General features: G+C 66.2%; 27 protein-coding genes. 15 read left to right on the top strand and 12 right to left on the bottom strand.

Annotation, left to right across the window (positions count from 1 at the left end; all coding sequences use genetic code 11):
* Window positions 1-99 precede the first annotated feature (99 nt).
* Complete coding sequence (locus U0042_RS03985) at window positions 100-1761, top strand: methyl-accepting chemotaxis protein (protein WP_114809965.1); 1662 nt, start codon at window positions 100-102, stop codon at window positions 1759-1761.
* A 215-nt stretch (window positions 1762-1976) separates the two neighbouring features.
* On the opposite strand, the gene U0042_RS03980 is transcribed toward U0042_RS03985, so the two are convergent.
* Window positions 1977-2489, bottom strand: a complete 513-nt coding sequence (locus U0042_RS03980; RefSeq protein ID WP_114809964.1) for a methylated-DNA--[protein]-cysteine S-methyltransferase — start codon at window positions 2487-2489, stop codon at window positions 1977-1979.
* Between the two features lie 461 nt (window positions 2490-2950).
* Between U0042_RS03980 and U0042_RS03975 the strand changes: the two genes are divergently transcribed.
* The 5 genes from U0042_RS03975 (at window position 2951) to U0042_RS03955 (ending at window position 8524) form a co-directional block, all read left to right on the top strand.
* Entirely contained in the window at window positions 2951-3196 is a 246-nt protein-coding gene (locus U0042_RS03975; RefSeq protein ID WP_026121314.1) for a hypothetical protein, read from the top strand.
* Window positions 3197-3424: 228 nt separating this feature from the next.
* Entirely contained in the window at window positions 3425-4417 is a 993-nt protein-coding gene (locus U0042_RS03970) for a DedA family protein/thiosulfate sulfurtransferase GlpE (protein ID WP_114809963.1), read from the top strand.
* 113 nt (window positions 4418-4530) lie between these two features.
* Window positions 4531-6252 carry an FAD-dependent oxidoreductase gene (locus tag U0042_RS03965; protein WP_114809962.1) on the top strand — a complete coding sequence of 574 codons (1722 nt, stop codon included), beginning with the start codon at window positions 4531-4533 and terminating at the stop codon, window positions 6250-6252.
* A 157-nt stretch (window positions 6253-6409) separates the two neighbouring features.
* On the top strand, window positions 6410-7120 hold the full coding sequence (locus U0042_RS03960) for a glycine zipper 2TM domain-containing protein (RefSeq protein ID WP_114809961.1): 711 nt from the start codon (window positions 6410-6412) through the stop codon (window positions 7118-7120).
* A gap of 192 nt (window positions 7121-7312) precedes the next feature.
* A complete protein-coding gene (locus U0042_RS03955; protein ID WP_114809960.1) occupies window positions 7313-8524 on the top strand; it encodes a winged helix-turn-helix domain-containing protein in 1212 nt (403 codons plus the stop codon).
* Window positions 8525-8611: 87 nt separating this feature from the next.
* On the opposite strand, the gene U0042_RS03950 is transcribed toward U0042_RS03955, so the two are convergent.
* Window positions 8612-8896, bottom strand: coding sequence for a hypothetical protein (locus U0042_RS03950; RefSeq protein ID WP_017774203.1), 285 nt, complete (start codon window positions 8894-8896; stop codon window positions 8612-8614).
* 836 nt (window positions 8897-9732) lie between these two features.
* Between U0042_RS03950 and U0042_RS03945 the strand changes: the two genes are divergently transcribed.
* Window positions 9733-10524 carry a class I SAM-dependent methyltransferase gene (locus tag U0042_RS03945; protein ID WP_114809959.1) on the top strand — a complete coding sequence of 264 codons (792 nt, stop codon included), beginning with the start codon at window positions 9733-9735 and terminating at the stop codon, window positions 10522-10524.
* A 77-nt stretch (window positions 10525-10601) separates the two neighbouring features.
* Here U0042_RS03945 and U0042_RS03940 read toward each other — a convergent pair whose 3' ends face one another.
* Window positions 10602-11174 carry a cupin domain-containing protein gene (locus U0042_RS03940; protein ID WP_114809958.1) on the bottom strand — a complete coding sequence of 191 codons (573 nt, stop codon included), beginning with the start codon at window positions 11172-11174 and terminating at the stop codon, window positions 10602-10604.
* A 295-nt stretch (window positions 11175-11469) separates the two neighbouring features.
* Between U0042_RS03940 and U0042_RS03935 the strand changes: the two genes are divergently transcribed.
* Window positions 11470-12354 (top strand): 2-hydroxy-3-oxopropionate reductase, encoded by an 885-nt coding sequence (locus tag U0042_RS03935; RefSeq protein ID WP_114809957.1) that lies wholly within the window; start codon window positions 11470-11472, stop codon window positions 12352-12354.
* 189 nt (window positions 12355-12543) lie between these two features.
* Here U0042_RS03935 and U0042_RS03930 read toward each other — a convergent pair whose 3' ends face one another.
* The 3 genes from U0042_RS03930 to U0042_RS03920 all read right to left on the bottom strand — a co-directional run bounded on the left by U0042_RS03930 (window position 12544) and on the right by U0042_RS03920 (window position 14871).
* The gene (locus U0042_RS03930) at window positions 12544-13566 is read right to left on the bottom strand and encodes an alpha/beta hydrolase (RefSeq protein ID WP_114809956.1); all 1023 of its coding nucleotides are present in this window, start codon (window positions 13564-13566) and stop codon (window positions 12544-12546) included.
* 172 nt (window positions 13567-13738) lie between these two features.
* Entirely contained in the window at window positions 13739-14164 is a 426-nt protein-coding gene (locus tag U0042_RS03925; protein WP_114809955.1) for an organic hydroperoxide resistance protein, read from the bottom strand.
* Window positions 14165-14310: 146 nt separating this feature from the next.
* Window positions 14311-14871, bottom strand: coding sequence for a TetR/AcrR family transcriptional regulator (locus U0042_RS03920; RefSeq protein ID WP_042300648.1), 561 nt, complete (start codon window positions 14869-14871; stop codon window positions 14311-14313).
* Between the two features lie 261 nt (window positions 14872-15132).
* Here U0042_RS03920 and U0042_RS03915 point away from each other — a divergent pair, with 261 nt between their 5' ends.
* Window positions 15133-16680 carry a methyl-accepting chemotaxis protein gene (locus U0042_RS03915; protein WP_114809954.1) on the top strand — a complete coding sequence of 516 codons (1548 nt, stop codon included), beginning with the start codon at window positions 15133-15135 and terminating at the stop codon, window positions 16678-16680.
* A gap of 102 nt (window positions 16681-16782) precedes the next feature.
* Window positions 16783-17103 (top strand): thioredoxin family protein, encoded by a 321-nt coding sequence (locus U0042_RS03910; protein ID WP_114809953.1) that lies wholly within the window; start codon window positions 16783-16785, stop codon window positions 17101-17103.
* Window positions 17104-17686: 583 nt separating this feature from the next.
* Here U0042_RS03910 and U0042_RS03905 read toward each other — a convergent pair.
* The 3 genes from U0042_RS03905 to U0042_RS03895 all read right to left on the bottom strand — a co-directional run bounded on the left by U0042_RS03905 (window position 17687) and on the right by U0042_RS03895 (window position 21095).
* Window positions 17687-19294, bottom strand: a complete 1608-nt coding sequence (locus tag U0042_RS03905) for a trypsin-like peptidase domain-containing protein (protein ID WP_114809952.1) — start codon at window positions 19292-19294, stop codon at window positions 17687-17689.
* Between the two features lie 221 nt (window positions 19295-19515).
* On the bottom strand, window positions 19516-20526 hold the full coding sequence (locus U0042_RS03900) for an SDR family oxidoreductase (protein WP_114810087.1): 1011 nt from the start codon (window positions 20524-20526) through the stop codon (window positions 19516-19518).
* A 242-nt stretch (window positions 20527-20768) separates the two neighbouring features.
* Window positions 20769-21095 (bottom strand): chemotaxis protein, encoded by a 327-nt coding sequence (locus U0042_RS03895; RefSeq protein WP_114809951.1) that lies wholly within the window; start codon window positions 21093-21095, stop codon window positions 20769-20771.
* 172 nt (window positions 21096-21267) lie between these two features.
* Between U0042_RS03895 and U0042_RS03890 the strand changes: the two genes are divergently transcribed.
* Both U0042_RS03890 and U0042_RS03885 read left to right on the top strand, forming a co-directional pair.
* Window positions 21268-21390, top strand: coding sequence for a hypothetical protein (locus U0042_RS03890; RefSeq protein WP_017774191.1), 123 nt, complete (start codon window positions 21268-21270; stop codon window positions 21388-21390).
* A 106-nt stretch (window positions 21391-21496) separates the two neighbouring features.
* Window positions 21497-22363 (top strand): SDR family oxidoreductase, encoded by an 867-nt coding sequence (locus U0042_RS03885; protein ID WP_114809950.1) that lies wholly within the window; start codon window positions 21497-21499, stop codon window positions 22361-22363.
* Window positions 22364-22418: 55 nt separating this feature from the next.
* Here the strand turns inward: U0042_RS03885 and U0042_RS03880 are convergent, their stop codons facing one another.
* On the bottom strand, window positions 22419-22913 hold the full coding sequence (locus U0042_RS03880) for a hypothetical protein (RefSeq protein ID WP_114809949.1): 495 nt from the start codon (window positions 22911-22913) through the stop codon (window positions 22419-22421).
* A gap of 145 nt (window positions 22914-23058) precedes the next feature.
* Window positions 23059-23394, bottom strand: coding sequence for a hypothetical protein (locus U0042_RS03875; RefSeq protein ID WP_114809948.1), 336 nt, complete (start codon window positions 23392-23394; stop codon window positions 23059-23061).
* 222 nt (window positions 23395-23616) lie between these two features.
* On the opposite strand from U0042_RS03875, the gene U0042_RS03870 reads away from it, so the two are divergent.
* From U0042_RS03870 to U0042_RS03860, 3 genes are all read left to right on the top strand, one after another.
* Entirely contained in the window at window positions 23617-23832 is a 216-nt protein-coding gene (locus tag U0042_RS03870; protein WP_114809947.1) for a hypothetical protein, read from the top strand.
* A gap of 54 nt (window positions 23833-23886) precedes the next feature.
* Complete coding sequence (locus U0042_RS03865; protein ID WP_114809946.1) at window positions 23887-25173, top strand: HlyD family secretion protein; 1287 nt, start codon at window positions 23887-23889, stop codon at window positions 25171-25173.
* 89 nt (window positions 25174-25262) lie between these two features.
* Window positions 25263-25484, top strand: coding sequence for a hypothetical protein (locus U0042_RS03860; protein WP_114809945.1), 222 nt, complete (start codon window positions 25263-25265; stop codon window positions 25482-25484).
* Window positions 25485-25549: 65 nt separating this feature from the next.
* On the opposite strand, the gene U0042_RS03855 is transcribed toward U0042_RS03860, so the two are convergent.
* Window positions 25550-26326, bottom strand: coding sequence for an SDR family oxidoreductase (locus U0042_RS03855; RefSeq protein ID WP_114809944.1), 777 nt, complete (start codon window positions 26324-26326; stop codon window positions 25550-25552).
* Window positions 26327-26402: the final 76 nt, after the last annotated feature.

The raw sequence follows: 26402 nt of genomic DNA, 5'->3' as shown, positions 1-26402 counted from the left end.
CCTGGATTTCCCTCAAGTAGATGGGGTTAATGCCGTTAAGACCTGTAGCGATGAACAGGACGTGTGTGTCTCACGCGCGTCTTCAATGCAAGGATCGACATGCGCAACAACCAGCCCATCACGCAGCAGGAATACGATTACTCCGCGTCGCAAATGCTCGTCTCCGCGACCGATCTCAAAGGCCGCATCCAGTACTGCAACCCGGCGTTCATCGCGGTTTCCGGCTACACGAAAGACGAACTGATCGGCAAGCCGCACAACCTGATCCGCCATCCCGACATGCCCGCCGAGGCATTCGCGGACCTGTGGGCCACCATTCAGGCCGGCCGGCCGTGGTCCGCCCTCGTCAAGAACCGGCGCAAGAACGGCGATCACTATTGGGTAGCGGCCAACGTCACGCCGGTGACGGAGCGCGGCCAGGTGGTCGGGTATCTCAGCGTGCGCACGAAACCGTCGCGCGACGAAATCCGCGAAGCCGATGCGTTCTATACGCAGATGCGCGAAGGCACGCTGCGCGGCCGCAAGCTGCGGCGCGGCCTCGTGGTGCGCACCGGCCTGCTGGGCCTCGTCGACGCGGTCATGCGCGTGCCGGTCGCCAAGCGCGCCGTGCTGGGCTACGGCGCCGGTCCCGGCGTGCTGCTCGCGGCCGGCGTTGCCGCGTGGCAAGGCATTCCGCCCACACAGTTCTGGATGGCGTTCGCCGCCAGTTGTCTCGCGAGCCTCGTCACGTGGCGCGTGCTCGTGAGCCACGTCGGCAAACCCATCGACGAGATGAAGCGCATTTCCGCGCACGTGGCGGCAGGCGACCTGACCGCCGACGTGCAGGTCATTCGTCACGACGACCTGGGCGAAGTGCTGCTCGCCCTGAACCAGCTGAAGGCGAATCTCACGGCGATCGTGCTGGACGTGCGCCAGCAGATCGACGGCATGCTGGACGCGGCGCGCGAGATCTCGACCGGCAACCTCGATCTCTCGCGGCGCACGGAGCTTCAGGCGGCATCGCTCGAAGAAACGGCCGCCACGATGGACCAGCTGACCACCACCGTGCAGGCCAACGCCGAAGCCAGCGCGCGAGCGCTCGACCTCGCGCGCGAAGCGCAGGCGACGGCCGCCGAGGGCGGTGCGATGGCGGGCCAGGTGGAGCGCACCATGGCCAGCATCACCAACGCATCGAAGCGGATTACCGACATCACTGGCGTGATCGACGGCATCGCGTTCCAGACCAACATCCTCGCGCTGAACGCCGCCGTGGAAGCGGCGCGGGCGGGCGATGCCGGGCGTTCGTTCGCCGTGGTGGCGGGCGAAGTGCGGATGCTGGCGCAACGCTGCGCGGCGTCGGCGAAGGAAATCAAGGAAGTGGTGGAAGCAAGCGTGAACGAGGTGGCCCAGGGCACGCAGCTCGTCGCGCGCACCACCGCGCAGATGCGCTCCATCGACGAAGCGGTGGCCCGCGTCTCCTCGATCATCATGGAAGTCGCGAACGCGAGCGGCGAGCAGGCCGAAGGCATCCGCCAGGTGAATCAGGCGGTCTCGCATCTGGACAGCGCCACGCAGCAGAACGCCGCGCTCGTCGAGCAGGCCGCGGCGACGGCCTCGCGTCTCGTGGAGCAGGCGGACGTGCTCGACGAAGCCGTGCGTCTTTTCACGCTGCCGGGGATGGAAACCAACGGCAATCCGGCAAACTCGGGCAGTGCGTTCCGTGCCAAGAAGGTCGCTGCACAACGCGCCAAGGCGCCCGAGGCAGACGAAATTCCGGCCTGACTGCCTGAACTCGTCAGCCGCACCGATTGATCTGAAAGATCGGCGTAAGTCCCATCTCGACGAGGTGGGTCAATCGGGTCAGGATGGCATTGTCAGGGCCGGCACGCGGGCTGGCTGACCCGAGTAACAACGGCGTTTGAACGGCTCATCCGGCGAGAACGGACGAGCCGTTTTTTTATGGCGTGCCGCCTGAAGTGCAAGCGCTGTCTCGTGGCTCACGCCTCGCCGAACAGGTTCATCTGGCGCGCCGCCGGCTGTTCGTTGCCTTCCAGCGCAAGCAGCGCCTCCTTGCGCTCGATACCGCCCGCATAGCCGGTCAACCCGCCATCGCCGCCGATCACGCGATGGCACGGCACGATGATGGCGATCGGATTGCGTCCGTTGGCGGCGCCCACGGCGCGCGCCGCGCCCAGCCCCAAACCGAGGCGGTCGGCAATACGCCCATAGCTCTCCATCTGTCCATAGGGAATTTTCACGAGTTCGTCCCAGACGCTACGCTGGAACGCGGTGCCGTGTGCGCGCAGCGGCACGGAAAAGCGTTGGCGCGCGCCCGCGAAATATTCGTCGATCTCATCGCGCGCCTGCAGCAGCACGCGCAACGTGGATGCAGGACACTCGGCCGAGCCGAAAGCCGGATCGGCCGGCGCGTACTTTTGACCGACAAAGAACACGCCGGTCAGCGCGTCATGCGCCGCACGCAACAGGATGTTGCCGAGCGGGCTCGGCATGGTGAGCCAATGCGCTTCGCTGTCCGATGTGCCACGCGATGTAATGCGCGATGTGATTGGGGAGGTCATGAGGTCCCGAGGGCGCGGGCGCCCGATCCGGTTCAGATCTTCCAGATGATAGGCGCCTTGCGCCGGCGGCGCCTGGCTTTGGCGCGCCGGCTGGCAACCGCTGGAGCGGCACGCGGCGATGACACCGCCATGACATGGCACGCGAAAACGGATACCGTCGCATGCACCGTCGCGGGGCACGCAAAAATGCGGCAGTTGCGCGGAGACTCGCGTTACACTGCTTCGACAACGCGGCGCGGCAGTCACCGCGCGGTTCACGGCGCGCCGGCCCAAAGGTCCGTCCGGCGCGCTGCAGGCGGGCGTGAGCGATGCGTGTATGCGCGGTCGCATACACAAGGTGCGATGGCCAACCCGCACAATGAATCGATCAACAACGGAAGAGGACAACAGCAATGCGCACGACCGGGTCTTCCGGGGCCATGACCCTGCTAACCGAACACGACGACGCGACGGGGCGCGAGGTACGCACGCTGCGGCTGGAATCGTCGGAAGACGGCAAGAGCATTCTTCTCATCGAGGTTGATGAACGCAAGCCGGGCGTGCACCGCGAAGTGCGTTACGAGATCACGCCCGCCGAGCTGATTGCCGCTATCCGCGCCCAGGGCGCCGAACTGCCCGGCGAGTCGCACAGCCGCTGAGCGCACGAAGGAGCACGTCATCCTGCCGCGGCACGCCGCCCATGCCGCGAACCATCGCTAACTGTCCACACAACACTCGCTTTCCGCTCGCATCCCGCCTCGTGCGCCGCACTTGAATTCGCGGCGCAGCGACCGCATTTCAGGGGACATTTTCATGCCTCGAAAATGCGTCCATAATTCTTGACTCCCCTACCCGCTTCCCGCCCGAAAGGCCCAGGAAGTAAGCCGATGCTACATGACCTCGTCGCGCAGTACGGGCCTGCCATCGTCTTCGCCAATGTGCTCGCCGCTTCGCTCGGGTTGCCCGTGCCCGCGCTGCCTACCCTCATCCTGTTCGGTGCCATGGCAGCCATGCATCCCGGCTCCGTCGGCACGCAGGTGATTCCCGTGCTCGTGCTCTCCGTGTTTGCCACGCTGATCGGCGACAGCGCCTGGTTCCTCGCGGGTCGCATCTACGGCGGCAACACACTGAAGACCATCTGCCGGCTGTCGCTCTCGCGCGATACCTGCGTGAAAAAGACCGAGCGTTTCTTTGGCCGCTGGGGCGTGCGCGTACTCGCGGTATCGAAGTTCGTGCCGGGGCTTTCCATTGTGTCCGTGCCGATGGCCGGCGCGATGGGCACGCCGTATCGCGCCTTCCTCGCGTTCGACAGCATAGGTGCCGTGCTGTGGGCCGGACTCGGGCTGATTATCGGCGTGGTGTTCGCACAGCAGATCGACATGCTCTTCGCGGGCGCGGGCCGCCTCGGGCGCATGGCAGGCGTCGTGGTGGCCGTGCTGCTTCTGCTGTATGCGTCGTACCGCTGGTATCGCCGCCGTCAGCTGCTCAAGAAGCTTGCGGCCGCGCGCATGGAAGTGAACGAGCTTGGCAGCCTCATTCAAACCGGCGCGTCGCCGGTGTTGTTCGATATCCGCTCGGACGAAAAGCGTAAGCTCGATCCGTATGTCATCCCGGGCTCCGTGTTCGCCGACGAGCGGCAACTGGACGACATCATCCAGCGGTATCCACGTGACCAGAAGCTCGTCATCTATTGCTCGTGTCCGAACGAAATTTCGGCGGCGTGGATGGCGAAACAGCTCAACGAAGCAGGTTTCAGCGACGTGCTGCCGCTGCGCGGCGGCCTCGATGCCTGGCGCGACGCCGGCCACACGCTCGAGCCGCTTGCCACGCCGCCGACCGAACCGATGGCGGACGTCGGCATCGAGCCGAAACCGGTCTAACCGAATCGCCCACGTTTGGGCGCAAGCGTCCAGCGGCCCGCGTCGGCACCGCCATGCGCGGGCCGCCGTGCACGCTGCGGCCGTCCTGCCGAATGAACCAGGAGCGCAGTCTGATGAGTTCCATCGAGGAAGTGGAAGTACGCAACGACTCCGCCCCCGTGGTCGCCGAGGCACCGTTCTCGTCGCTCGCCACGCGGCGTCACCAGATGTTCCCGCAGCTCACGTGCGAAGAGATCGACCGGCTGCGCCGCTTCGGCGAAGTCCGGCATTGGGAAGCGGGCGAGCTGCTGTTTCGCACCGGCGAGACGGGGCCCGGCATGTTCGTGGTGCTCAAGGGCTCGGTCAAGGTTTTCCAGCGCGATGGTCTGGGGCGCGAGCGGCTCATCAACGAACATCGCGAGGGCAACTTTCTGGCCGAGGTGGGCCAGTTGTCGGGGCGGCCGGCACTCGTCGACGGCATGGCGCTCGAGCACGTCGAGGCGCTGCTGATTCCGCCCGTGCGTCTGCGCGCGCTGATCGTGGCCGAAGCGGACCTGGGCGAGCGCATCATGCGCGCGCTGATTCTGCGGCGCGTGGCGCTGATCGAAAAGGGGGCCGGCGGCCCGATTCTCGTGGGCAAGCGTCACGATCCGCGGCTGGTGGGCCTGCAGGGTTTTCTCACGCGCAACAGCCATCCGCATTCGGTCATCGACGAAAGCGACGAAGACGCAATGCTGCTCATCGAGCAGTTCGCCGCGCGGCCCGAAGACCTGCCCATCGCGATCTGCCCCGACGGCTCCGTGCTGCATCATCCGAGCGCGCCCGAACTCGCCACCTGCCTCGGCCTGCTGCCTGATCTCGACGACTCGCACGTGTACGACGTCGCCATCGTAGGCGCCGGACCGGCCGGGCTCGCCACCGCGGTGTACGCCGCATCCGAAGGACTTTCGGTCATCGTGCTCGACGCGCGGGCGCCGGGCGGCCAGGCGGGCGCGAGCGCGCGCATCGAAAACTATCTCGGCTTTCCGACCGGCATCTCGGGCCAGGCGCTCGCGGGACGCGCGTTCGTGCAGGCGCAGAAATTCGGCGCGCACGTGGCCATTCCCGTGAAGGTGAAGCGGCTGCATTGCGACGAGCTTCCGCATCGGCTGGAAACGTGCAGCGGCAATGTGGCCGCGCGCGCCATCGTGATCGCGAGCGGCGCGGTGTACCGGCGGCCCGCTATCGAAGGGCTCGACCGCTACGACGGGCGCGGCGTGTACTACTGGGCGTCGCCCGTGGAAGCCAGGCTCTGCAAGCGCGAAGAGATCGTGCTGGTGGGCGGCGGCAATTCCGCGGGCCAGGCCGTGGTTTATCTCGCCTCCCATGCGAAGCACGTGCACGTGCTCATTCGCCGGAGCGGCTTCGAAGCCACGATGTCGCGCTATCTGATCGACCGCATCGCCTCGCTGCCCAACGTGACCGTGCATCCGCATACGGAGATCGGGCGGCTCGAGGGCGACGAAGGCGGGCTTTCGTCGGTGTGGCTGAAGTCGCCGCTGCCCGACGGCACCGACCACTTCGATTCGCGCCACCTGTTCCTCTTCACGGGCGCCGATCCGAACACGGAGTGGCTGCACACCTGCGGCGTGGAACTCGATCCGAAGGGCTTCGTGCTGACCGGTGCGGAAGCCGACCGGGGCGGCTCGGCGTGCGACCTTTCCACGTCTGTCGAAGGCGTGTATGCCATCGGCGATGCGCGCGCCGGATCGACCAAGCGTGTGGCCGCCGCGGTGGGAGAAGGCGCACAGGTCGTCGCGCAGATCCATCAGATGCTGGCCGTGCTGGCGGGCGAAGCGCTGCCGGCCAGCGCATAGAGGCACCCATAGGCCCGCATAGGCACATAAGCGCAAAGCGGCCGCGCCGTGAAGCCGGCGCGGCCCGGCATACAACTGCTTACAAACGTCACACATGGCGCGTGCACCGCACGCGCTCTCCGCGCGTTTTTGCGAGCACCTACCCATGGAGCTTGCTATGAGCGCAAACCTCACCCCCGACGTCCCGCAACGCAATCGCCTGCACCCGCTGGTCGCGGGGGCGGCTGTCTCCGTGATCCTCGCGAGTGCCGCCGGCATCGCGGCCATGACGGGCATCCTGCCGATTTCGAAGGCAAGCACCGCGGAACCCGCAGCCATGCAAAGCGCCAGCGCGCCGGCGGTCAGCGCTGCGCCCACTACGGCCCCCGCCGTGCAGGCCGCGCAACCCGCGCCCACGTACGCGCAAGCCGCGCCTCGCACCGCGCCCGAGCAGGCGCCGGCACGGCCGAAGCCGCATCACTATCGCGCGCCGCAAGGCACCTACGCGAACGGGGAGCAGGCGCAGCCCTACGCACAACAGCACCAACCCGCAATCGATCCCTACGTCGGCGAGGTTGCCTCCATCACGCCGGTGCAGACGGCCGAGCCCACCACAGGCCTGGGCGCCCTCGGCGGAGCCGTGGCGGGCGGGCTCATCGGTAACCAGATCGGCAACGGACGCGGCCGCACGGTAGCCACTATTGCCGGTGCGCTCGGCGGCGGCCTCGCCGGCAACGGCATCGAGCATGCGGTGCGCAAGGCCACGACGTATCAAGTGCAGGTGCGCATGCAGGACGGCACCTACCGCAGCTTCACGTATCAGACGCCGCCTTCGGTTCAGGTGGGCGAGCGTGTGCGCGTAGAGGGCGATTCGCTGGTCGGCGCCTGAGCGCTCCTGCTCTACGTGCCTCGTCGCGCGGGCTTCTCTTCGTGAGAGGCCCGCGCGCATTGTTGGGAAGTGCAGAAGGCAGCGCATGGGCGGCAATCAGGCTACAGTAACGCCAGCCCGCGCCCCGGCCCACAACGATGCACCCCGACATAGCCGGCCCCGCGGTTCTCAACGACAAGAACGAATGCCCGCGTGAAGCCGCTCCCCCTCTCCGCCGCCCGCACCCTGCATCTCGCCGCTCAGGGTCTCGCCACGCCGCCCCGCCGCAAGGCCACCAAAGACGACGTGCTCGCCGCCATCCGTCGCATGGCGCAATTGCAGATCGATACGATTCACGTCGTGGCGCGCAGCCCCTACCTCGTGCTGTTCAGCCGGCTTGGCCCTTACGTGCCGCAGTGGCTCGACGAGCTTCTCGCCGAACGGCGGCTCTTCGAGTATTGGTCGCATGAGGCGTGCTTCGTGCCGATCGAGGACTACGGGCTGCTGCGTCATCGCATGCTCGACCCGGCCGGCATGGGCTGGAAATACGCGGCCGAGTGGCACGACAAGCATCGCAACGAGATCGCGAATCTGCTCGATCACATTCGCGCGAGCGGTCCGGTGCGGTCTGCGGACTTCGCCCGCGAAGGCGGCAAAGGCAACGGCTGGTGGGACTGGAAACCGGAGAAGCGGCACCTGGAGGTGCTCTTCACCACGGGCGAGCTGATGGTCGCCGAGCGCCGCAACTTCCAGCGCGTCTACGATCTAGCCGAGCGCGTGCTGCCCGAGTGGAACGATGCGCGCCACCTGCCGTCGCGCGAGAGCGCCGAACGCGAACTCCTGCGGCGCACCTGCCGGGCGCTCGGTGTCGTGCGAGCCGACTGGGCCGCCGACTACTACCGGCTGCCCAGGCGCCCTTACGCAAACGACCTGCACGCCCTCGCCGACGAAGGCGAACTCGTGCCGGTGCGCGTAGAGGGCTGGAAGCAGGACACATTCGTGCATCGCGACGTGGCCCCGCTGATGGACGACGCCTCGCAAGGCCGCGTTGCGTCGACAGTCACCACGGTGCTTTCGCCATTCGATCCGGTAGTGTGGGACCGCAAGCGCGCGCTGGCGCTATTCGATTTCGATTACGCGATTGAATGCTACGTGCCCGCGGCGAAGCGCAAGTACGGCTACTTCGTGCTGCCGCTGTTGAGCCGCGGGAAGCTCGTGGGTCGAGTGGACGCCAAGGCTCATCGGGCAGAAGGGGTGTTCGAACTGAAGTCGGTGCATCTGGAACCGGGCGTGCGCGTGAGCGGCCGGCTCACCGACGACCTGCGGCGCGCCTTGCAGCGCTGTGCCGACTGGCATGGCACGCCGCAACTTCGGGTGACGGCCGGTCCACGCGAACTGGTGAAAGCGTTGCGCGCGAGCGGTTGAATTCCGGATCGCCGCCGCGCGCTTTTCGGCGCGTTCGCACACCAACCGACCTCGTTGCCGTGAATCGGCCTGAAGGCCGCTACGGTCTCAGCGATCGATCTTCACGCGCAGCTCGCGCGCCGTCTCCAGCAAACCTTCGTACCCGGAACGCGCGTGCTCGGGCAGATCGGGGTCGCCAACCAGCGCACCCAGCGTTTCGATCAGGCTATACAGAATGCCCTTCGCCGCGCCCGCCGCCATGCTCCCCGACTTCACGCCTTCATCCACGTGCGAAAGCGCCGCGTCGAGGTGTTCGAAGTCGGCGGGCGTCGTGCCGCGCTTGTCTTGCGTCTTGTCCTGAATGTCGTGCTTCTGCGAACCATCGCTCGTCATGATGAACTGCCTCTCGTTGCTGTGAACCGGTATGCGGAGGAACGGCCGTAAGCCGATCGGTAATGTCGGTTATATACCGATCGGCTTCGGCCGTCCATTCGGTCGCGCAAGACGGACGATGGTTTGCACAGCGGCCCGCGTGTGCGCGTTCCAGGTCCCGAAAACGCTCACCTTTACGTGTTGGAACGATCGCGTTGACCGGTTGACGAGCGTTGGCGACCGAGTTCAGCGTTGACTGTGAGAGCACAGAAAGGTCTTGAAAAACAGGGGTTTTCGCATTCAACGGGGCAGTTCGAAGGGAACACCCAGGCATGAACCATCGGCCTCGAAACGGTCTTGCGGCGTTCTTGCCGCGGCGGTCCTGAAAACGCTCACCTTCGCGCACGCGGGCGTATCGCCATCGATGCCCTCTCTCATTTTCTTGTTCCGCTCGCCGCGCTGCGGGGGCATGCAGAGCGATGACCCGCCTCGCATCGAACGACGGTTTGCCCGGCTCACTGCTTTCGCGATTTTCGAGAATAACCCTTGAAATCAAGGCTCTTTTTCTCAGCAAGCCATGTGGCGTCCGCGGTGTCCGACGTTCGGCCACAGCGCGAGACGCAGGCTCACCGTCGAGCGAGGCGAGCGGCAAGCTCGTTCGCATTGCTACTAACTGCAGTTCAACACACCGTGATCCGAGCCATCGCGCAAGTCCCGAAAACGCTCACCTTTCGTGATGCGTCAGCCAACAGCAAGGGGCCGAAACGGGCGGTAAACAGTGCCTGTGTCCGCTCGCTTGACGCTCCCTCGCACCGGTTTCAGACTGGACGCCCTTCCCCGCACACGCCTTCATCGCCATGCCGTCCACCATTCCGTTTGTCCCCGGCCGCTTTCGCAACGCCGCCGCGCATTACCTCGCGGGGCGGCCCGCCTATTCGCCGGCCTTGATCCGCCGCGTCGCGCAGGCGCGCCGGCTGGACGGCACGCAGCGGCTGCTCGACCTGGGTTGCGGTCCCGGCCAGTTGTCCCTTGCGTTTTCGACGTGGGTGGCAAGCGCGGTCGCCATCGATCCCGAGCCGGCCATGCTCGACATGGCCACGCAACTTGCGGCGGGCGTTGCGCCCAACATCGAGTATCGGCAGGGAAGCTCCTACGATCTCTCGGCGGAACTGGGTCGCTTTCAGATCACGGTGATCGGCCGCGCGTTTCACTGGATGGATCGCGCCGACACGCTCGCGCGTCTCGACGGTCTGACCGACGCGGGCGGCGCTGTGGTGCTGTTCAGCACGTCGGTGCTCGACGATCCGCTGAACCCATGGTCCGCACAATATCGGGAGTTGCTGGACCACTACGCAAACCGCGACCCCGCGCGTGCGCAGCGCCGTTCGGAAGATTGGGAAAGCCACGACGACGTGCTCTCGCAGTCGCCGTTCGCCTCGCTTGAACGGATATCGGTGGTGGAGCGAAGGCGCGTCTCGGTCGAGCAGTTGAAGGCGCGCCCGCTTTCCATGTCGAGCCTGTCGCGCGAACGGCTGGGCGAGGCGCAGGACGAACTGCTGAACGCAATCGACGAACTGCTGCGCGAGCACGCAAACGTTGGCTGGCTCACGGAGCGCGTGGAATCGACGGCCCATATCGCGACGCGATAGTGAGCATCGAAGCGCGAGCCGCTCGATTCGCCCTCGTTCCGTGGTCGTTCCAGATTCAGACCACGTTCGTGCGGCGGCTAGAAGAGCCGCGGCGTGCCCACCCACACGAGCACCGCTTCCTCGCTGCCCGTGTTCGTCCAGCTATGCGGCACCGTGGATTCGTAGTGCGCGCTGTCGCCGGCGTGCAGCACGAACGTCTTGCCTTCGAGCGTGAGCGACATTTCCCCGGAAATCACGTACAGGAACTCTTCGCCCGCGTGCGTGGTGACCTCGGACTCGTGCTGCCCGGTGGGCATGCGCACCAGAATGGCTTCCAGCTGGCGCCCGCCCGTGACGTTCGTCATGCGGGCGAACAGGTCTGCTGAATCGGCAAAGCCGAAGAACTTGAGGTCTTCCTTGCGGCACACCGAACGTTCTTCGCTGGGCGTATCGACGAAATACTGCACCTTCACGCCGAGCGCCGAGGCAATACCGACCAGCGACGTAATGGAAGGTGTGGCAAGGCCACGCTCCACCTGGGACAGGAACGGCTTTGAAATCCCCGCAGCCGTTGCCGTTTCATCCAGCGTGCGTCGCAACCTGAGCCTTAACGAACGGATCTTGCTGCCCAGTTCGACGGCTGAGCCCATCTTTTCGCTACTTGAAGCCATGGCAGGACGAGAAGCGCCGTAAAAATAGTTGGTCTTGGTAAATCGAGTTTGGTATTGGCGCCCACGCACCCCTCGCGTCGAGCGCCTCGCGCTTCGCGCGTTTTAATCGAGACTAACCTGCTATCTTGCCAGAAAGCCAACGCGAATTGGCTTCACAAAAAGGTAGTGCAAGCCCCTGGTTCTGCCCGTTTCAGTGCAGGAACGATGGCAGGATCAGCGCTATTTCTACTGCACCCGCCGTATCTGCGTTCCCGTAAATCCTCACCTTCCCGCCTTTCAGGACAAGGACGTCATCATGGCAAAGATCGGTTTCATCGGGCTCGGCATCATGGGCGCGCCCATGGCGCTCAACCTTCAGAAGGGCGGCCACACGCTATTCGTCTACAAGCGCAGCGGCGAACTGCCGGCCGGTCTCGCGGAGGGCGGAGCGACGCGCTGCCCATCGTCGAAGGAAGTCGCTGCGCAGGCCGAGTTCGTCATCACGATGCTGCCGGACACGCCGGACGTGGAAGCCGTACTGTTCGGCGCCGACGGCGTGGCAGAAGGGCTCGTGCCCGGCAAGACCGTGATCGACATGAGTTCGATCGCGCCGCTGCAAACGAAGACGTTCGCGCAGAAGATCGCGGCGCTCGGCTGCGACTATCTGGATGCGCCGGTGTCGGGCGGCGAAGTGGGCGCCAAGGCCGCCACGCTCACCATCATGGTGGGCGGCAGCGACGCCGCGTTTCAGCGCGCGAAGCCGCTCTTCGAACTGATGGGCAAGAACATCACGCTGGTGGGCGAGAGCGGCGCGGGACAAACCTGCAAGGTGGCCAACCAGATCATCGTTGCGCTCACCATCGAGGCCGTAGGAGAAGCGCTGCTGTTCGCCTCCAAGGCCGGCGCCGATCCCGCGCGCGTGCGCGAGGCGTTGATGGGCGGCTTCGCGTCGTCGCGAATTCTGGAAGTGCACGGCGAACGCATGATCAAGCGAACCTTCGACCCGGGCTTTCGCATCGAGCTACACCGCAAGGACCTGGGACTCGCGCTCGAAGGCGGCAAGGCGATGGGCGTGCCGCTGCCGAACACGGCGACATGTCAGCAGCTTTTCAGCCTGTGTCACGCGCACGGCACAGGGCAACTCGATCACTCTGCGCTCGTGCGCGCGCTCGAAATCATGGCGAATCACACGGTGGCGTGAAGCAGCGCCACGGCGGCGTTGAAGTCGCGTGTTGCTATGTGGCCCTCGCACGGACTCGCAGTGTCGCGCGCGAACTCACACACGACGCGACGCAGGACAAGCCGTCGATCAAACCGGCGCGGCGCCCCGAAGGCCGGGGCGCCGCGCCGCCTTGAATCGCTACGTTAGACGTGAGAAGTCAACGCAGCGTTACTTCGCCAGCGCGCCGCGCAACACCGCGTTCGCCTGGCTCACCGCACCGCGCGCCGCCGGCGTGTCGGCCAGCGCGTTCAGCATCACGAAGTCGTGAATCGTGCCGTTGTATCGCACCGACGTAACCGGCACGCCCGCTTGCGTCAGCTTGCGTGCATACGCTTCACCTTCGTCGCGCAGCACGTCGTTCTCGTCGGTGATCACGAGCGCGGGCGGCAAGCCCTTGAGGTCGTCCAGGCTCGCGCGCAGCGGCGACGCCGTGATTTTCGCGCGGTCGGACTCGTTGGGCGCGTAGGCGTCCCAGAACCACTTCATCGCCGCCTTCGTGAGCCACGGGCCGTTCGCGAACTCGTTATACGAGCCGTCTTCGAAGTTCGCGTCGGTCACGGGATAGAACAGCACCTGGTAGCGCAGCTTCGGGCCGCCGCGCTCCTTCGCGAGCAGCGTGACCGCCGCCGTCATGTTGCCGCCCACGCTGTCGCCGGCCACGGCGATACGGTTGGCGTCGATGCCGAATTCCGCGGGATGCTGGGCCACGTAGGCCGTCGCGGCATACGCCTGTTCGATGGGCACAGGGTATTGGGCTTCGGGCGAACGGTCGTAGTCGACGAAGATCACGGCCACGTGCGCGCCGTTGGCGATCTCGCGAATCAGGCGGTCATGCGTGTTCTTGTCGCCCAGCACCCAGCCGCCGCCGTGGAAATAGACCACCGCGGGCAGCACGCCCCTGGCGCCCTTCGGCTTGACGATGCGCACCGCGACCTTGCCGGTCGGTCCCACGGGCAGCACGCGGTCTTCCTCTTGCGCCGGCAGCTTCGCCACGGGCTGCGACTGCGCGCCTGCCAGCACGTTGCGGGCGTCGGCCGGCGAAAGCGTATAGATGGGCGGCCCCGCGTGCGCGGCGAGGCTGTCGATGAAAGCTTGGGTGGTGGGCTCGAGCACCGGCGCGGCCTGCGCGGCGGTCGAGGCGACAGCCGTGCCCAGCGCGGCTGCAATGGCGAGTTTCTTGAAGGCGACCATGATGTTGCTCCTTGTTCGAACGGACGATGACGACGTGCCGGCATGCGGTTGTCGAGCGCGGCCTGATCGCGTCGTCGCCCTTGTTTATCTACTAATAGGTAGATTAAGTGACTTGAAAAAAGGGCCATTCCCGCGGCCCTGAATGAACCTCGCGCTTCGTGTGGCTCGCGCCTCAGAGCACGACGAGCTTCACGTCGATGTTGCCGCGCGTCGCGTTCGAGTACGGACACACGATATGAGCCGCTTCGACGATACGTTCCGCCGTTTCACGCGCAAGGCCAGGCAGCGAAATGCGCAGTTCCACTTCGATGCCGAAGCCGGTCGGAATTGCGCCGATCCCCACGCTGCCTTCGACGGACCCCTCCGCCGGGAACGCGATCTTCTCGCGCGCCGCGACGAACTTCATGGCGCCGAGGAAACACGCCGAGTAGCCTGCGGCGAACAGCTGCTCCGGGTTCGTGCCTTCGCCGCCCGCACCGCCCAGCTCGCGCGGCGTGGTGAGCTTCACATCCAGCACGCTGTCCGAAGACGTTGCACGGCCATCGCGGCCACCGGTTGCACGGGCATGAGCGCGGTACAGCACTTTTTCGATCGACATGATTGACTCCTGAGTTGAAAAGAGAACGTCCACTGTGCTTCGATTCGATTAACCACTATCTACTGCTAGATAGACAACAGAACACAAAAACACGCGTCATCCGTGCCCGCCAGACGTTTGGCTCGCGGGCACCGCTTACGCATTCGTTATGCAATCTTCACAGCATTGACCACATCGTCAAGCCGCGCCTTCGAGTGAAACAGGCGGCTCGCCAGCACGCTGCCCTGGAACGACGCGTACAACGCCCGCGCCGCGCTTTCCACCTTGCCGTTCACGCGCAGCGTGCCGCGCGCTTCGCCTTCGGCCAGCACGCCGGCCAGCCAGGCTTCGTTCGTCTTGAAGAACGCCTGCACCGCCTGGCGCACGTTGTCGGGCAGCGACTCGATGTCCGCGGCCAACATGCCGCACAGACAGATCTGGTCGCCGTTGCCCATCACGAGGCCGAACTGCTTCGCGTAGCGCTCCAGCTTCTTTTCGGGCGGCAGCGCCTCGTCGATGCCTCGCAGCGCGGAGAGCACTTCGGAGCTGTACACGTTCACCGCTTCCAGCACCAGGTCTTCTTTGGTCGGGAAGTAGTAATGGATGCTCGACGTCTTCACGCCCACCAGATCCGCGAGGTCGCGATAGCTGAAGCCGTTGTAGCCGCGCGTCATCAGCAATGACTGCGCGTGCTGCAAAACCTGATCTCGGACAGTTGGCGTTTCCATGGGTCGAACTATATCTATCGATTAGTAGATAGTCAAGGGAAATTTTCGGTAATGGGATCACTCCACCTGTCCCTCATTCGCGGCGCCCCGCCCGGCGGTCGATCTCGCGCAAGAAGACCCTCACCGCCGTATGGCGGCACTCAAGTGACTTCCGGTCCTTGCCGTTAAAGCCGGCCGTATACCCCCACGCCGCAGACCCGCCGCTTGCCGGCGCCCGGCACCGCGCAAGGCTTCAGACTCACCCACAGACACAAGCACATCATGTTTTCACGTCTTTCCATCACGGCGCGCCTGTTCGCCACATTGGGGCTTGTCGGCATGCTCACCATCGCAACCGGCCTGCTGGGCCAGGTGGGCATGCGCAGTTCCAACGAGGCGCTCAAGGAAGCGTATTCGCACCAGTTGGCATCGTCGATTGCCATTGGCAAGGCGAACCTGAACCTCACGATCGTTCGCACCACGCTGGACCGCGTGCTGCTGCATCCGGACTCGCCCGACCGTTCCGCGCTGATCGACAAGGCGCTCAACTACCTTGCGGTGTCCGACCGCGCCTGGGCCGACTACCAGCACGTTCAGCGCGGCCCGGACGAGCAGGCACTCGCCGACGCCGTGAGCAACGCGCGCAGCACGTTCCTTCAGCAAGCCATCCTGCCGATGATCGACGCAATGAAGCGCGGCGACCACGACGCAGCAGACAAGATTGCGATGACCGTGGTGCCGCCGCTTTCGGTGGCGCTCACGAAGTCTTCCGACGCATTGGCCGTCTGGCAGCTCAAGGCCGGCCGGGAGGCCTTCGATTCGGCCCAGCAGCAGTCGGCCACGCTGCGCGGCGCCGGCATCGCGCTGATCGTGCTGGGGCTCGTGATGTGCGTCGTGTGCGCAATCGGCCTGCAACGCTCCATCTCGCGGCCGCTTTCGGAGGTGCTCTCGCACCTTCAGCGCATTGCGCGCGGCGATCTCACGAACCGGCTGGAAACCCGCTCGCACGACGAAATGGGCCAACTCGTGAAGGGGCTCGGCGCCATGCAGTCCGGCCTCGTGGAGACGGTGCAGCAGGTGATGCGCGGCTCGGAATCGATCACGCAGTCCACGCGCGAGATCGCCGCGGGCAACAACGATCTGTCGCAACGCACCGAGGAACAGGCGGCATCGCTGCAGGAAACCGCGGCCAGCATGGAGCAGCTCACGTCCACCGTGAAGCAGAACGCGGACAACGCGCGGCAGGCGCACAGCCTCGCGGAACAGGCGTCGCAGATCACGGCGCGCGGCGCCTCTGTCGTCAGCGACGTGATCGGCACCATGAGCGATATCGATCGCAGTTCGCAGCGCATTGTCGACATCATCGGCGTCATCGAGGGCATCGCGTTCCAGACCAATATCCTCGCGTTGAACGCGGCCGTGGAAGCGGCGCGCGCGGGCGAACAGGGCCGCGGCTTCGCCGTGGTGGCGAGCGAGGTGCGCTCGCTCGCGCAGCGCTCGGCGGTGGCGGCGAAGGAGATCAAGGAATTGATCGGCGATTCGGTGAACCGCGTCACCGCAGGTTCACGGCTCGTGGGCACGGCAGGCGAAACGATGGAGGAGATCCAGCGCGCCATCGCGCAGGTGGCGGGCATCATGAACGAGATTTCCGCGGCTTCCGAAGAACAGAGCGACGGCATCGAGCAGGTCAACGTCGCGGTCTCGCAGATGGACCAGGTCTCGCAACAGAACGCGGCGCTCGTCGAACAGGCGTCGGCGGCGGCGATGTCGCTCGAGGAACAGGCGAGCGTGTTGCAGCAGGCGGTGGCGAAATTCCGGCTCGCTTACTGAAGGTGCACTGAAGGCTCGCCGAAGGAACACTGAAAGCCCGTGCCCTGAAGCCTGCGCAGCGTTGCGGTATCGTAGTTCTTCCTATCCGTGAGAGGAGCAACGATGGCAACCACCCCTTATGCGAAGACCGCGCCTTCGCGCGAAGACGTGGCGGCGCTGCCCGGCGCCGCAGTCGTGGAGTTCGGCACCGACTGGTGCGGTTACTGCCAGGGCGCACAGCCGCTCATTTCGCAGGCCTTCGCTCAACACGAAGGCGTGCGGCACCTGAAAGTGGAAGACGGCCCGGGCAGGCCGCTCGGCCGCTCGTTCAAGGTCAAGCTCTGGCCCACGCTGATCTTCCTGCGCGACGGCAACGAGGTGGCGCGCGTGGTGCGTCCCACGAAGGTGGATGACATTGAAGAGGCATTTGGCGCGCTGAACTGACGCCGCGCCGCTCCCGAAAACCTTCACCTTTGATGCCGCCGAGGGGCTTGTGCAACGAGGGCGAAGACGGTGAAGGCGTAACGGCAGGCCGTCGAAACGTCCCGAAAACCCTCACCTTTGGGTCCAAACCGGGGCATGGGGGAGCGAACGGCGTTGCGCCGCCTCACCATTGGGCACGCTCCCGAAAATCCTCACCTGTGCGGCGCGCGGGGCGTTACCTGGCACTCGTGTTGCAGGGGTTTTGCGGGAATGACGCCTTCGGCCGCCTGCGCCGCAGAACCCGTTTCGATTGGAAAAGCCCTTGTTTTAGGGCACTTTCTGCGATTTCCCACGTGAAAACCGGCTTGCGCCGACGCGGCGCGCCTCGTGATGGCGCCGCGCGACCTTGGGCGAGGTGCGGCAGAAGCGTCGATTCCATGAACCGCCAGGAACGCGCATTCGAGCCTGCAAGGAACCTCGGCAAAAGGCCTGCGCCGCAGCCGCTCCCGTAAATCCTCACCACACGCAGCCCACGTCCCGAAAACCCTCACCTTTGTCTGCGATGGCGGTGGCGGCGGCACCACCACCGGCACCAGCGCGGCGTCTACCGCAACCGCACCGAAACAAAGCTGCGCGCGTTGTTCCGCTGAATCAGCAGCGAAACGGCCTTGCCCGAACGCGCCACGATTTCGTTGGCCTGCTCCTGCGTTTCCACCAGCGTTTCATTGAGCGACAACACCACGTCGCCGCGCCGAACCCCCGCTTTCGCCGCCGGATTCCGTACGTCGTCCACCATGAGACCGACGGGCAAGCCCGTCGAGCGCCGCTCGCTTTCGCTCAGCGCATGCATGACGAGGCCGAGGCGCTCCGTGCCCGCCGCAGCGGGCGCGGTGAGACGCACCGGCACCGTGTCCACCGCCGCGGCGCGCCCCGACGCGAACCCGCCCTCGGCCACCGGTCCCGCGCCGGAGTCGTCTGCCGCTTGCACCGCAACCGGCGTCACGCCCGCGGCATCGTCGCCGCTCTTGGCGCCTGCAGCCGCTGCCAGCGTCGTCGTCATCCATCTGCGATTGCGGATCAGCTTCAGCGGCGCTTTCGTGCCGGGCGGCAGCGCCGCTGCTTCGTTCACGAAATCCGCGGACCGGTCGATCGGTTTCTCGCCGATTCGCACGATCACGTCGCCCGCCTTGAGTCCGCTCGCCGCCGCGGGCGAGCCCGCCTCCACGGCGTCCACCAGCGCGCCCGCCGCGCGCGGCAAGCCGACCGCCGCCGCGAGCCCGGGGCTCACGTCCTCCACGTCCACGCCGAGCCCGTTGCCCGGCGGCGCCTTTTGCGCCTGCAACTGCGTGCGCACCTTGTTCGCCGTGTTGATCGGAATGGCGAACGTGAGGCTGTTGTAGCCGTCGGCATCCGCGTAGACCTGCACGTCGATGCCCACCACCTCGCCCGCGCGGTTGAAGATGGGGCCGCCCGAGTTGTCGGGATTGAGCGCCACGTCGGTCTGGAAGAACGGGAAGCTGCTGCCGTCGGGCAGCACGCGCGAGGTCGTGCTCACGATGCCCGCCGTCACCGCGTTATCGACGCCATCCGGCGAACCGATGGTGAGCACGGGCTCGCCGGGGCGCACGCGCGACGAGTCGCCCAGCTTCACGGTGGGCAGCTTCGCGGCATCGATCTGCAACACGGCCACGCCGCTCGGCACGTCCACCGCGAGCACCTTCGCCTTGAACTCGCGCTTGTCGGTGAGGCGGACGGTGACTTCGTCGGCATCGTCCACCACGTGCGCCGCCGTGAGAATCAACCCGTCCGGGCTGACGATGAACCCCGAACCCATGCCGATGATGGCGCGCGGCCCGTCCTGCGTTTGTCCTTGTCCTTGCGGTTGACCCGGCCTCGGTGGCCGCGCGAAAAAAGCCGCGAATGGGTCGGCCGCATCGAGCGGATCCACCGCGGCCGCCTGTACCTGGCGCGCCTCGCCGCTTGCCACGATGTTGACCACCGCGGGCCCGTATCGCTCGACGATGGCGGGAAAGTCGATTGCCGCTGTACCGCTGCCGGTGCCGGAAACGGCCGGCGCCACGCGTTTCGGCGCAGGCGGCAAGCGCACGCCGTTCGCGGCCACGGCGAGGGGCGGTGCGGAGGCACAGGCAACGAGGACGGCGGCGATCGCCGCAGAGCGAAAGACGGTGCGCGAGAGAGACGGGCGGGACACGGCGCACCTCCGGGTGCGATCGTTATGGCCACGGCATTGGCGCAAGGCCTGCAAGCCGGGGCGTGTTTTTCATTTTATGTCGCGGTCCGAAAAAGCCGCCCCGGACAAACACTACCTCGCCTTCTGCGAAGTGCCTTGCGCGCGGCCCTCGTCATTTGTTCCGTGCGCTGCCCCACGCATGCCCGCACATCGGCACGCCCCGCATGCGAACCGGCGCACGTTCACGGATTGCCCGCGCCGCCCGATTCGCCATAGACCTGCCCCGTCACATAGCTCGACTGCGCCGAAGCGAGTTCCACATACACGTGCGCGATCTCGGCCGGCTGACCGGGGCGCCCCATCGGCGTCTGCTGACCGAACTTCTCGACGTTCTCCTGCGTCTGCCCGCCCGTCACCTGCAACGGCGTCCAGAACGGGCCCGGCGCGACGGCGTTCACGCGTATGCCGCGCGAGATCATCTGCTTGGCAAGTCCCTTCGAGAAGTTCGCGATGGCGGCCTTCGTCATGGCGTAATCCAGCAGATTCGCCGACGGGTCGTACGCGTTCACCGAACTCGTATTCACGATGGCCGCCCCAGGCGGCATGTGCGGAATGGCCGCCTTCGTGATCCAGAACATCGCGTAGAGGTTCGTCTTCAAGGTCCAGTCGAACTGGTCGGTGGGAATGTCGAGAATGGAGGCATGGCTCTGCTGGCGGCCCGCGTTGTTGACGAGAATGTCGAGTCCGCCCAGCCCCTGCACGGCCTTCGCCACGAGTTCCTGGCAAAAGCGTTCGTCGCGGATATCGCCCGGCAGCGCCACGGCGTTGCGGCCTGCCGAGCGGATCAACTGGATCACCTCGCGCGCGTCGGGCTCTTCCTGCGGCAAGTAGCTGATCGCCACGTCGGCGCCTTCGCGTGCAAACGCGATGGCAGCGGCGCGGCCGATACCCGAGTCGCCGCCCGTCACGAGCGCCTTGCGGCCCGTCAGCTTGCCGCTGCCGCGATAGCTCGTTTCGCCGTGATCGGGCCGCGGCGTCATGCGGCCGGCAAGGCCCGGCCACGGCTGAGGCTGCGCCGCGAACGGCGGACGCGGATACAGATTGCGCGGGTCGCGCAGCGCGGCGTCGCCGCCCGCGGACGATGCGGCGCTTTCCTGCGCGGCCACGGGCGCAGCAAGCGTGGCTGCGACCAACCCCATACCCGTGCCCTGCACGAATTTCCTGCGCGTTTCCGATACGTTGTCTGACGGCACTTGCATTCTCCTTGCTGACGGACGCGTCCGCGACGGCGGACGCACGCCCTCTATCGAGCAAGGGAAATTCCCGTGAGCCGCGGCACGACGCGATGTGCCGTGCTCGACGCCCTGCGCAGTCGCCACACGAGCGGCGAGCGCATGAAGCGCCACGGTCTGCAATTCTTGCCCGCCGCTTGCAACTGTTCCCCACCGCGCAGCGTACTTGCGCCGCGCTCAGACCAGCCTCGCTTCGCGCCGCATCACTCCGGCGCTTCTTCGTCGGGTGCGAAAGGCTGCTCGATGTGGTCGGGCTGAATGTCCGCATCTTCTTCGAGCGTGGAATCGCCGTCCGCGGAGGCGCGCTCGCCGGTACCCGACTCGTCGGTGTCGCTTTCGCGCGCCGCCTTGCCCGTTTCCAGCGCGTGGCTGTCCAGCTCCGTATCGACGTCGAATTCGTGACGCTTTGCCCCCGCGATATCGCTGCCCGTATCGGACGAATCGCTCGGGCCCAGCGCGCCGGTGTCGTCGCCGTGGCGGCCTTCGTCGGCCGGTTCGGGCAGGTCGTTGTCGGGATTCAATGTGCTCATGGCGGGCTCTCCTCGGTAATCGACGGGTTGTGTCGTGTGCTCTTGTCGTGCGCTCCGAATCACGAGCAACGTGCGTTCCGCGCGGCGGCGCCGGCTCACGTGCGCACACGTGGCGGCATGGCCGTTGCTGTTTGTTCAAGGCAGCCATTGCAACCTTCAAGGAGATCGAGCCATGCCCGACACCCGTCAATCCAACACCGCGCCCGCCAACCCGCAAAAGAGCCGCGATCACGGGCAACAGCAGCAGAACCAGCAAAAGCAGCCGCAACACCAGGGCGGGCAACGCCAGCCATAACACGCGCACGCGGCATTCATTGCGGGCTCGCAGCAGCGAACGCGCAGCCCGCGTTGCCTTGTCACGTTCGCGCGACACCGCCCACTCACACACAGGAGCAGCACCCATGTCCCAAACAAGCCGACCCGACGCGCCGCTTCCCGAACAGGAACAGCGCAACGTTCCCGGCCATACCGGCCCCATGGACCCGAAGCCCGACCACGGCGAACACAGCTACAAGGGATCGGGACGTCTTGCGGGCAAGGCCGCCATCATCACGGGCGCGGACAGCGGCATCGGTCGCGCCGTGGCCATCGCGTTTGCGCGCGAGGGCGCGGACGTCCTGATCGCCTACCTCGACGAACACGAAGACGCGAAGGAAACGGCGCGCTGGGTGGAGGAAGCCGGCCGCAAGGCTGTGCTCGTACCCGGCGACGTAGCGGACCGCGAGCATTGCCGCGAGATCGTGCGGCGCGCCGTGGACGCGTTCTCGCGCGTCGACGTGCTCGTCAACAACGCCGCGTATCAGATGACGCACGAAACGCTGGAAGAGGTCACAGACGACGAATGGGACCGCACCTTCGATACCAACATCGGTGCGATGTTTCGGATCACTAAAGCTGCGCTGCCGCACATGAAGCCGGGCGCCGCCATCGTTAATACGGCATCCGTGAATGCCGACAAGCCGCGCCCCACGCTGCTGCCCTACGCCACCACGAAGGGCGCCATCCAGAACTTCACGGGCGGCCTCGCGCAACTGCTCGCCGAACGCGGCATTCGCGCCAACTGCGTGGCGCCGGGGCCCATCTGGACGCCGCTGATTCCGTCGACCATGCCGCCCGAGCACGTGAAGCAGTTCGGCGCCAACGTGCCGATGAAGCGGCCCGGCCAGCCCGCCGAACTCGCGCCCGTGTATGTGATGCTCGCCTCGAACGAAGCGAGTTACGTGTCGGGCGCGACGGTGGCCGTGACGGGCGGCGTGCCGATCCTCTGATCCGGTCGTGCTTCTGTGCTGCGTGGTTCCTGCTTCGTTTTTTTGCCGCACGGCGCTACCGGTTAGCGTCGCCCTTGCGGTCGGCCGGCACGCCCGTTTTCGTCTGCTCGTCGGCACGAGTGGCGCCCCGCACCGGTTCGTCGCTGGGCGACCGCACGCCGTTCACGTTCAGATACGGCGCGGCCTCTTCGGAGTTCTGCGCGGCCTGGCCGCCCTTGCCGGGCGGGTCGGGTACGTCGCCTGAGCCGAGCGGCACCTCCGCCGTCTGATGGGGATGCTGCTTGCCGCGCGGCGGCATCAAGTCTTCCCTCGGCGTGGGCTGATCGAAGCTGCCCGGCGTGCCGCGTGCACGCAGCGCTGCCTCATCGCTTTGCGTTCGGCTTGACGACGCCGTTTGTGACGACGCGTGCCCAGGCTGCGACGTGGTCTCGCGCTGCGAAGCCGCCGGAGTTGCAGCCGTGGTGGCAGCCGTAGTTGCACTAGAACCGGCGCGGTCGCCGTGTTCCGCCTGGGGCGGCGCGGCCGGCACACGCGGGGTGGGATTCGTCATGGTGACTCCTTCATGGTCGCCGCAACACAGCGACGACGGGGGCACGCCGCCACGCTAATCTGCGCGACGGCGTGCGTCCGCCCTCAACCTCTTGCGGATTGCGGCTTCTTACTGCTACTCACTGCCTGCTGCTCATTGCCGAGCCTTACTGTCCCTTCGTATCGCTGCTCGCGTCGGCGCCGGGCATGTTGGTGCTATCCGTCATGGGCTTCTTCGCGTGATGCTTCTTCATCGTCCGCTTATGAGTCGACGTGGAGTTCATGCTCGTGCCCGTACTGGCCGTGGGACCGGCTACCGCGTTCGAAGGCGCGTTCGGTCCATTGGCGTTGCCGCCTGCAGAACCGCCTCCACCGTTCGAACCGCCCGCCGCCGCGGCACCGCCTTCGCCCGCGCCGCCCGACGAACCTTGTGCAAACGCCGCGCCGCCCGCGCTCGTTACGGCCAGCAAAATCGAAATGAAGATCGCCTTGGTGTATTTCATGACATGTCCTCCGTAATGGGAAAGGCCTGGAACGGCCCTGTAAACGGCCTGAAAAAAGCAGCCGTAGCGGCCGCGAGGCAACCATCGCCCTCCCCACGAGTCAGCAATGCATGTGCCTCGCGAACTGCGCGCCCATTCATCGGCACGGTTTTGCGCGACGCTGCCGGGCACGCGCGTTGCAACGGACAAGCAGTCCGCACTCGCGCATGAGGGAGGTTAACCATGGCAGCCCAGTCGAAAGAGAAGATCGAGCACCCGCATGAAGACCGCAGCGAAAAGCAGATCGACGAATCCGTCGAAGACACGTTCCCTGCAAGCGACCCGCCCGCTACCGGCGGCACCACGCGCATCGTTCCCGACGACGATGACGGCCTCGACGACTCGCCCATGGAGTCGCCCACGGCGCCCGCCCAGCCCCGCACCGGCGGCACGAAGTAACGGGGCGGACCGAAGATGGCGACACACCATCGGCATGCTTAGGGCGCGCCCACGATGAGCGGAGGCAATGAAGCGCGCCCGTCCGGCGACACGAACGACGCGAGCGATTCGGCTCGCGCCGCCGCGCCGCGCGAGCACGACAACGCGAGCGGCCACGAGCCGGGCACCGGCGCGAGCAGCGAATCGCACAACAAGCCGAACAACAGCGGCGGCGAAGGCAACCACAACGACGGCAATCGAGACAGCCAGAGCGAAGGAAATAAAGGCCAGGCCCAAGGCAAGCCCGGCCGCCGCTCGCGCAAGCCATTGCTGATTCTCGGCGCCGTGATCGTGGTGCTCGGCATTGTCGCGTTCGGCTGGTGGTTCGCTACGCGCAACCAGGAAAGCACGGACGACGCCTACACCGACGGCAACGCCATCACGATTGCCCCGAAGGTGTCGGGCTACGTGGTGCGGCTCGCCATCAACGACAACGTCTACGTCCACAAGGGCGACCTGCTCGTTCAGATCGACCCGCGCGATTACCAGGCCCAGGTGGACGCAGCGCAGGCGCAGCTGGGTCTCGCCCGCGCGCAGTTGAATGCCGCGCAGGTGCAGCTCGACATTGCGCGCGTGCAGTACCCGGCGCAGTACGCCCAGGCCCGCGCGCAGATCGCGTCGGCCGAGGCGAACCTGAAGCAGGCGCAGGCCGCGTACGAGCGCCAGCATGCCGTGGACGTGCGTGCCACTTCGCAACAGAACATCGATGTGGCCGACGCGCAGCGTCAAACCGCCGACGCCAACGTTGCAGAGGCACGCGCGCAATTGCAGACGGCGAAGCTCGTGCCGCAACAGATCCGCCAGGCCGCCGCAGCGGTGGAAGAGCGCTTGCAGCAGGTGCGTCAGGCGCAGGCACAACTCGACCAGGCGAAGCTCAACCTGGCGTGGTGCCAGGTGCGCGCGCCATCGGACGGCTGGGTCACGCGCCGCAACGTGCAGTACGGCACCTTCCTGCAAGCGGGCACGACGATGTTCTCGCTCGTCACCCCCCTCGTCTGGATCACGGCGAACTTCAAGGAATCGCAGCTGGACCGCATGCGCCCCGGCGACAGCGTGAAGATTGGCGTGGATGCCTATCCGCAACTCGAGTTGCACGGGCATGTGGATAGCGTGCAGTTGGGCAGCGGCTCGCGTTTCTCGGCCTTTCCCGCGGAAAACGCGACCGGCAACTTCGTGAAGATCGTGCAACGCGTACCGGTGAAGATCGTGATCGACAGCGGCGTGCCGCCCGGTCACACCCTGCCGCTGGGGCTTTCTGTCACGCCGACGGTTTATCTGAAGGAGTCGAACGGCAAGCGTTGAACGCCGGGCGGGCACGCGCCATGCGCGCCGGTATCTGTCCTGGAACCGTCATCCCGGTCCTTCCAGGCGCCGGACAAGGAGCGCTTCAGATGAAACCCACGCAACCCGTTCCCGCACCGTCGCGCTTGCCGTCCGACGGCATGTTCGCTACGGGGTCAGGCAGCGGCCACGCCGGCAGCCATACCGCCGGCGAACCGGCCGCCCATCCGCGCGACGACAACAAGCCGCCACCACGCAGTGAACCCGAGCCGCCCAGCCGGGACCCGCTGCCCGACCTTCCCGATCCCACCGAAGTGGGCGAAGACGGCTGAGGCGGGGCCGCCTCAGCCGCGTCCCGCGCCTTCGCGAACACACGGAAGGCGCGCGATGCCTCGCCTCAAGGCCACGACGTCTCGCGCATCGGCAGCACCATCACCTCGGGAATCACCGTCTCCGGTGGCTGCCGCAGCACGAAGAGGACCGATTCCGCCACGTTCGCCGGGTCCTGCAACGTCGAGGTATCGATGCCCGGAAAGCGGTCCAGCAGGAACGGCGTACGCATGCCGCCCGCCACCACGGCCGACACCTTGATGCCGAACGGCCGCAGTTCCGCATGCAGGCTGTGCGAGAGCCCGAGCAGGCCCCACTTGCTCGCGTGGTACGCGGCGGCATTCGGCCATGCGCGCTTCGACGCCGTCGATGCAATGTTCACGATGTGGCCGCCGCCCGCGGTCTTCATGTGCATGACCGCGTGACGCGACACCACGAACGGGCCCGTGAGATTCGTCTGCAGCACGCGCTGCCACTCGGCCACGGTCAGCACGTCGATGGGCTCGGTCACGTCCACTGCGGCGTTGTTCACCACCACGTCGAGGCGGCCATGCTTCTGCACGATGCGGCCGATCGCTTCGGCTACCGCATTGCTGTCCGTCACGTCGAGTGCAATCGCTTCGCAGCGGCCCGCTTCGTCTTTGCCGCCCGCGCTGCGCTCCGCGATGGCGGCGGCGGTGCGCTCAGCGCCTTCCAGTTTCAGGTCCGCCGCAATCACGTGCACGCCCTCGCGCGCGAGGCTCATGCAGATCTGTGCGCCGAGGCCGCTGCCGCCGCCCGTCACCAGTGCAATGCGTCCGTGCAGATCGTGCCACGAAGGCGGATTGGAACGCGTTTGTGCCATCTCGAACTCCATCATGTAGGGATTGAAGGGAAGTCAAAGCGCACGGACGAACGCCGCGCGGTGACTGAAAAAATGC

The organism is Paraburkholderia kururiensis (genome assembly GCF_034424375.1).
Lineage (GTDB): Bacteria > Pseudomonadota > Gammaproteobacteria > Burkholderiales > Burkholderiaceae > Paraburkholderia > Paraburkholderia kururiensis_A.
The sequence above is the reverse complement of the archived record's forward strand: the minus strand, read 5'-3'. Positions and strand labels throughout refer to the sequence as shown.

Excerpts from the sequence above, each read along its gene's own strand:
- U0042_RS03875 (WP_114809948.1), bottom strand. The coding sequence starts at position 23,394 with ATGAAATACACCAAGGCGATCTTCATTTCGATTTTGCTGGCCGTAACG.
- U0042_RS03915 (WP_114809954.1), top strand. The coding sequence starts at position 15,133 with ATGTTTTCACGTCTTTCCATCACGGCGCGCCTGTTCGCCACATTGGGG.
- U0042_RS03935 (WP_114809957.1), top strand. The coding sequence starts at position 11,470 with ATGGCAAAGATCGGTTTCATCGGGCTCGGCATCATGGGCGCGCCCATG.
- U0042_RS03980 (WP_114809964.1), bottom strand. The coding sequence starts at position 2,489 with ATGCCGAGCCCGCTCGGCAACATCCTGTTGCGTGCGGCGCATGACGCG.
- U0042_RS03890 (WP_017774191.1), top strand. The coding sequence starts at position 21,268 with ATGCCCGACACCCGTCAATCCAACACCGCGCCCGCCAACCCGCAAAAG.
- U0042_RS03885 (WP_114809950.1), top strand. The coding sequence starts at position 21,497 with ATGTCCCAAACAAGCCGACCCGACGCGCCGCTTCCCGAACAGGAACAG.
- U0042_RS03860 (WP_114809945.1), top strand. The coding sequence starts at position 25,263 with ATGAAACCCACGCAACCCGTTCCCGCACCGTCGCGCTTGCCGTCCGAC.
- U0042_RS03920 (WP_042300648.1), bottom strand. The coding sequence starts at position 14,871 with ATGGAAACGCCAACTGTCCGAGATCAGGTTTTGCAGCACGCGCAGTCA.
- U0042_RS03975 (WP_026121314.1), top strand. The coding sequence starts at position 2,951 with ATGCGCACGACCGGGTCTTCCGGGGCCATGACCCTGCTAACCGAACAC.
- U0042_RS03985 (WP_114809965.1), top strand. The coding sequence starts at position 100 with ATGCGCAACAACCAGCCCATCACGCAGCAGGAATACGATTACTCCGCG.
- U0042_RS03950 (WP_017774203.1), bottom strand. The coding sequence starts at position 8,896 with ATGACGAGCGATGGTTCGCAGAAGCACGACATTCAGGACAAGACGCAA.
- U0042_RS03960 (WP_114809961.1), top strand. The coding sequence starts at position 6,410 with ATGAGCGCAAACCTCACCCCCGACGTCCCGCAACGCAATCGCCTGCAC.
- U0042_RS03925 (WP_114809955.1), bottom strand. The coding sequence starts at position 14,164 with ATGTCGATCGAAAAAGTGCTGTACCGCGCTCATGCCCGTGCAACCGGT.
- U0042_RS03880 (WP_114809949.1), bottom strand. The coding sequence starts at position 22,913 with ATGACGAATCCCACCCCGCGTGTGCCGGCCGCGCCGCCCCAGGCGGAA.
- U0042_RS03870 (WP_114809947.1), top strand. The coding sequence starts at position 23,617 with ATGGCAGCCCAGTCGAAAGAGAAGATCGAGCACCCGCATGAAGACCGC.
- U0042_RS03865 (WP_114809946.1), top strand. The coding sequence starts at position 23,887 with ATGAGCGGAGGCAATGAAGCGCGCCCGTCCGGCGACACGAACGACGCG.
- U0042_RS03910 (WP_114809953.1), top strand. The coding sequence starts at position 16,783 with ATGGCAACCACCCCTTATGCGAAGACCGCGCCTTCGCGCGAAGACGTG.
- U0042_RS03970 (WP_114809963.1), top strand. The coding sequence starts at position 3,425 with ATGCTACATGACCTCGTCGCGCAGTACGGGCCTGCCATCGTCTTCGCC.
- U0042_RS03930 (WP_114809956.1), bottom strand. The coding sequence starts at position 13,566 with ATGGTCGCCTTCAAGAAACTCGCCATTGCAGCCGCGCTGGGCACGGCT.
- U0042_RS03895 (WP_114809951.1), bottom strand. The coding sequence starts at position 21,095 with ATGAGCACATTGAATCCCGACAACGACCTGCCCGAACCGGCCGACGAA.
- U0042_RS03940 (WP_114809958.1), bottom strand. The coding sequence starts at position 11,174 with ATGGCTTCAAGTAGCGAAAAGATGGGCTCAGCCGTCGAACTGGGCAGC.
- U0042_RS03945 (WP_114809959.1), top strand. The coding sequence starts at position 9,733 with ATGCCGTCCACCATTCCGTTTGTCCCCGGCCGCTTTCGCAACGCCGCC.
- U0042_RS03855 (WP_114809944.1), bottom strand. The coding sequence starts at position 26,326 with ATGGCACAAACGCGTTCCAATCCGCCTTCGTGGCACGATCTGCACGGA.
- U0042_RS03965 (WP_114809962.1), top strand. The coding sequence starts at position 4,531 with ATGAGTTCCATCGAGGAAGTGGAAGTACGCAACGACTCCGCCCCCGTG.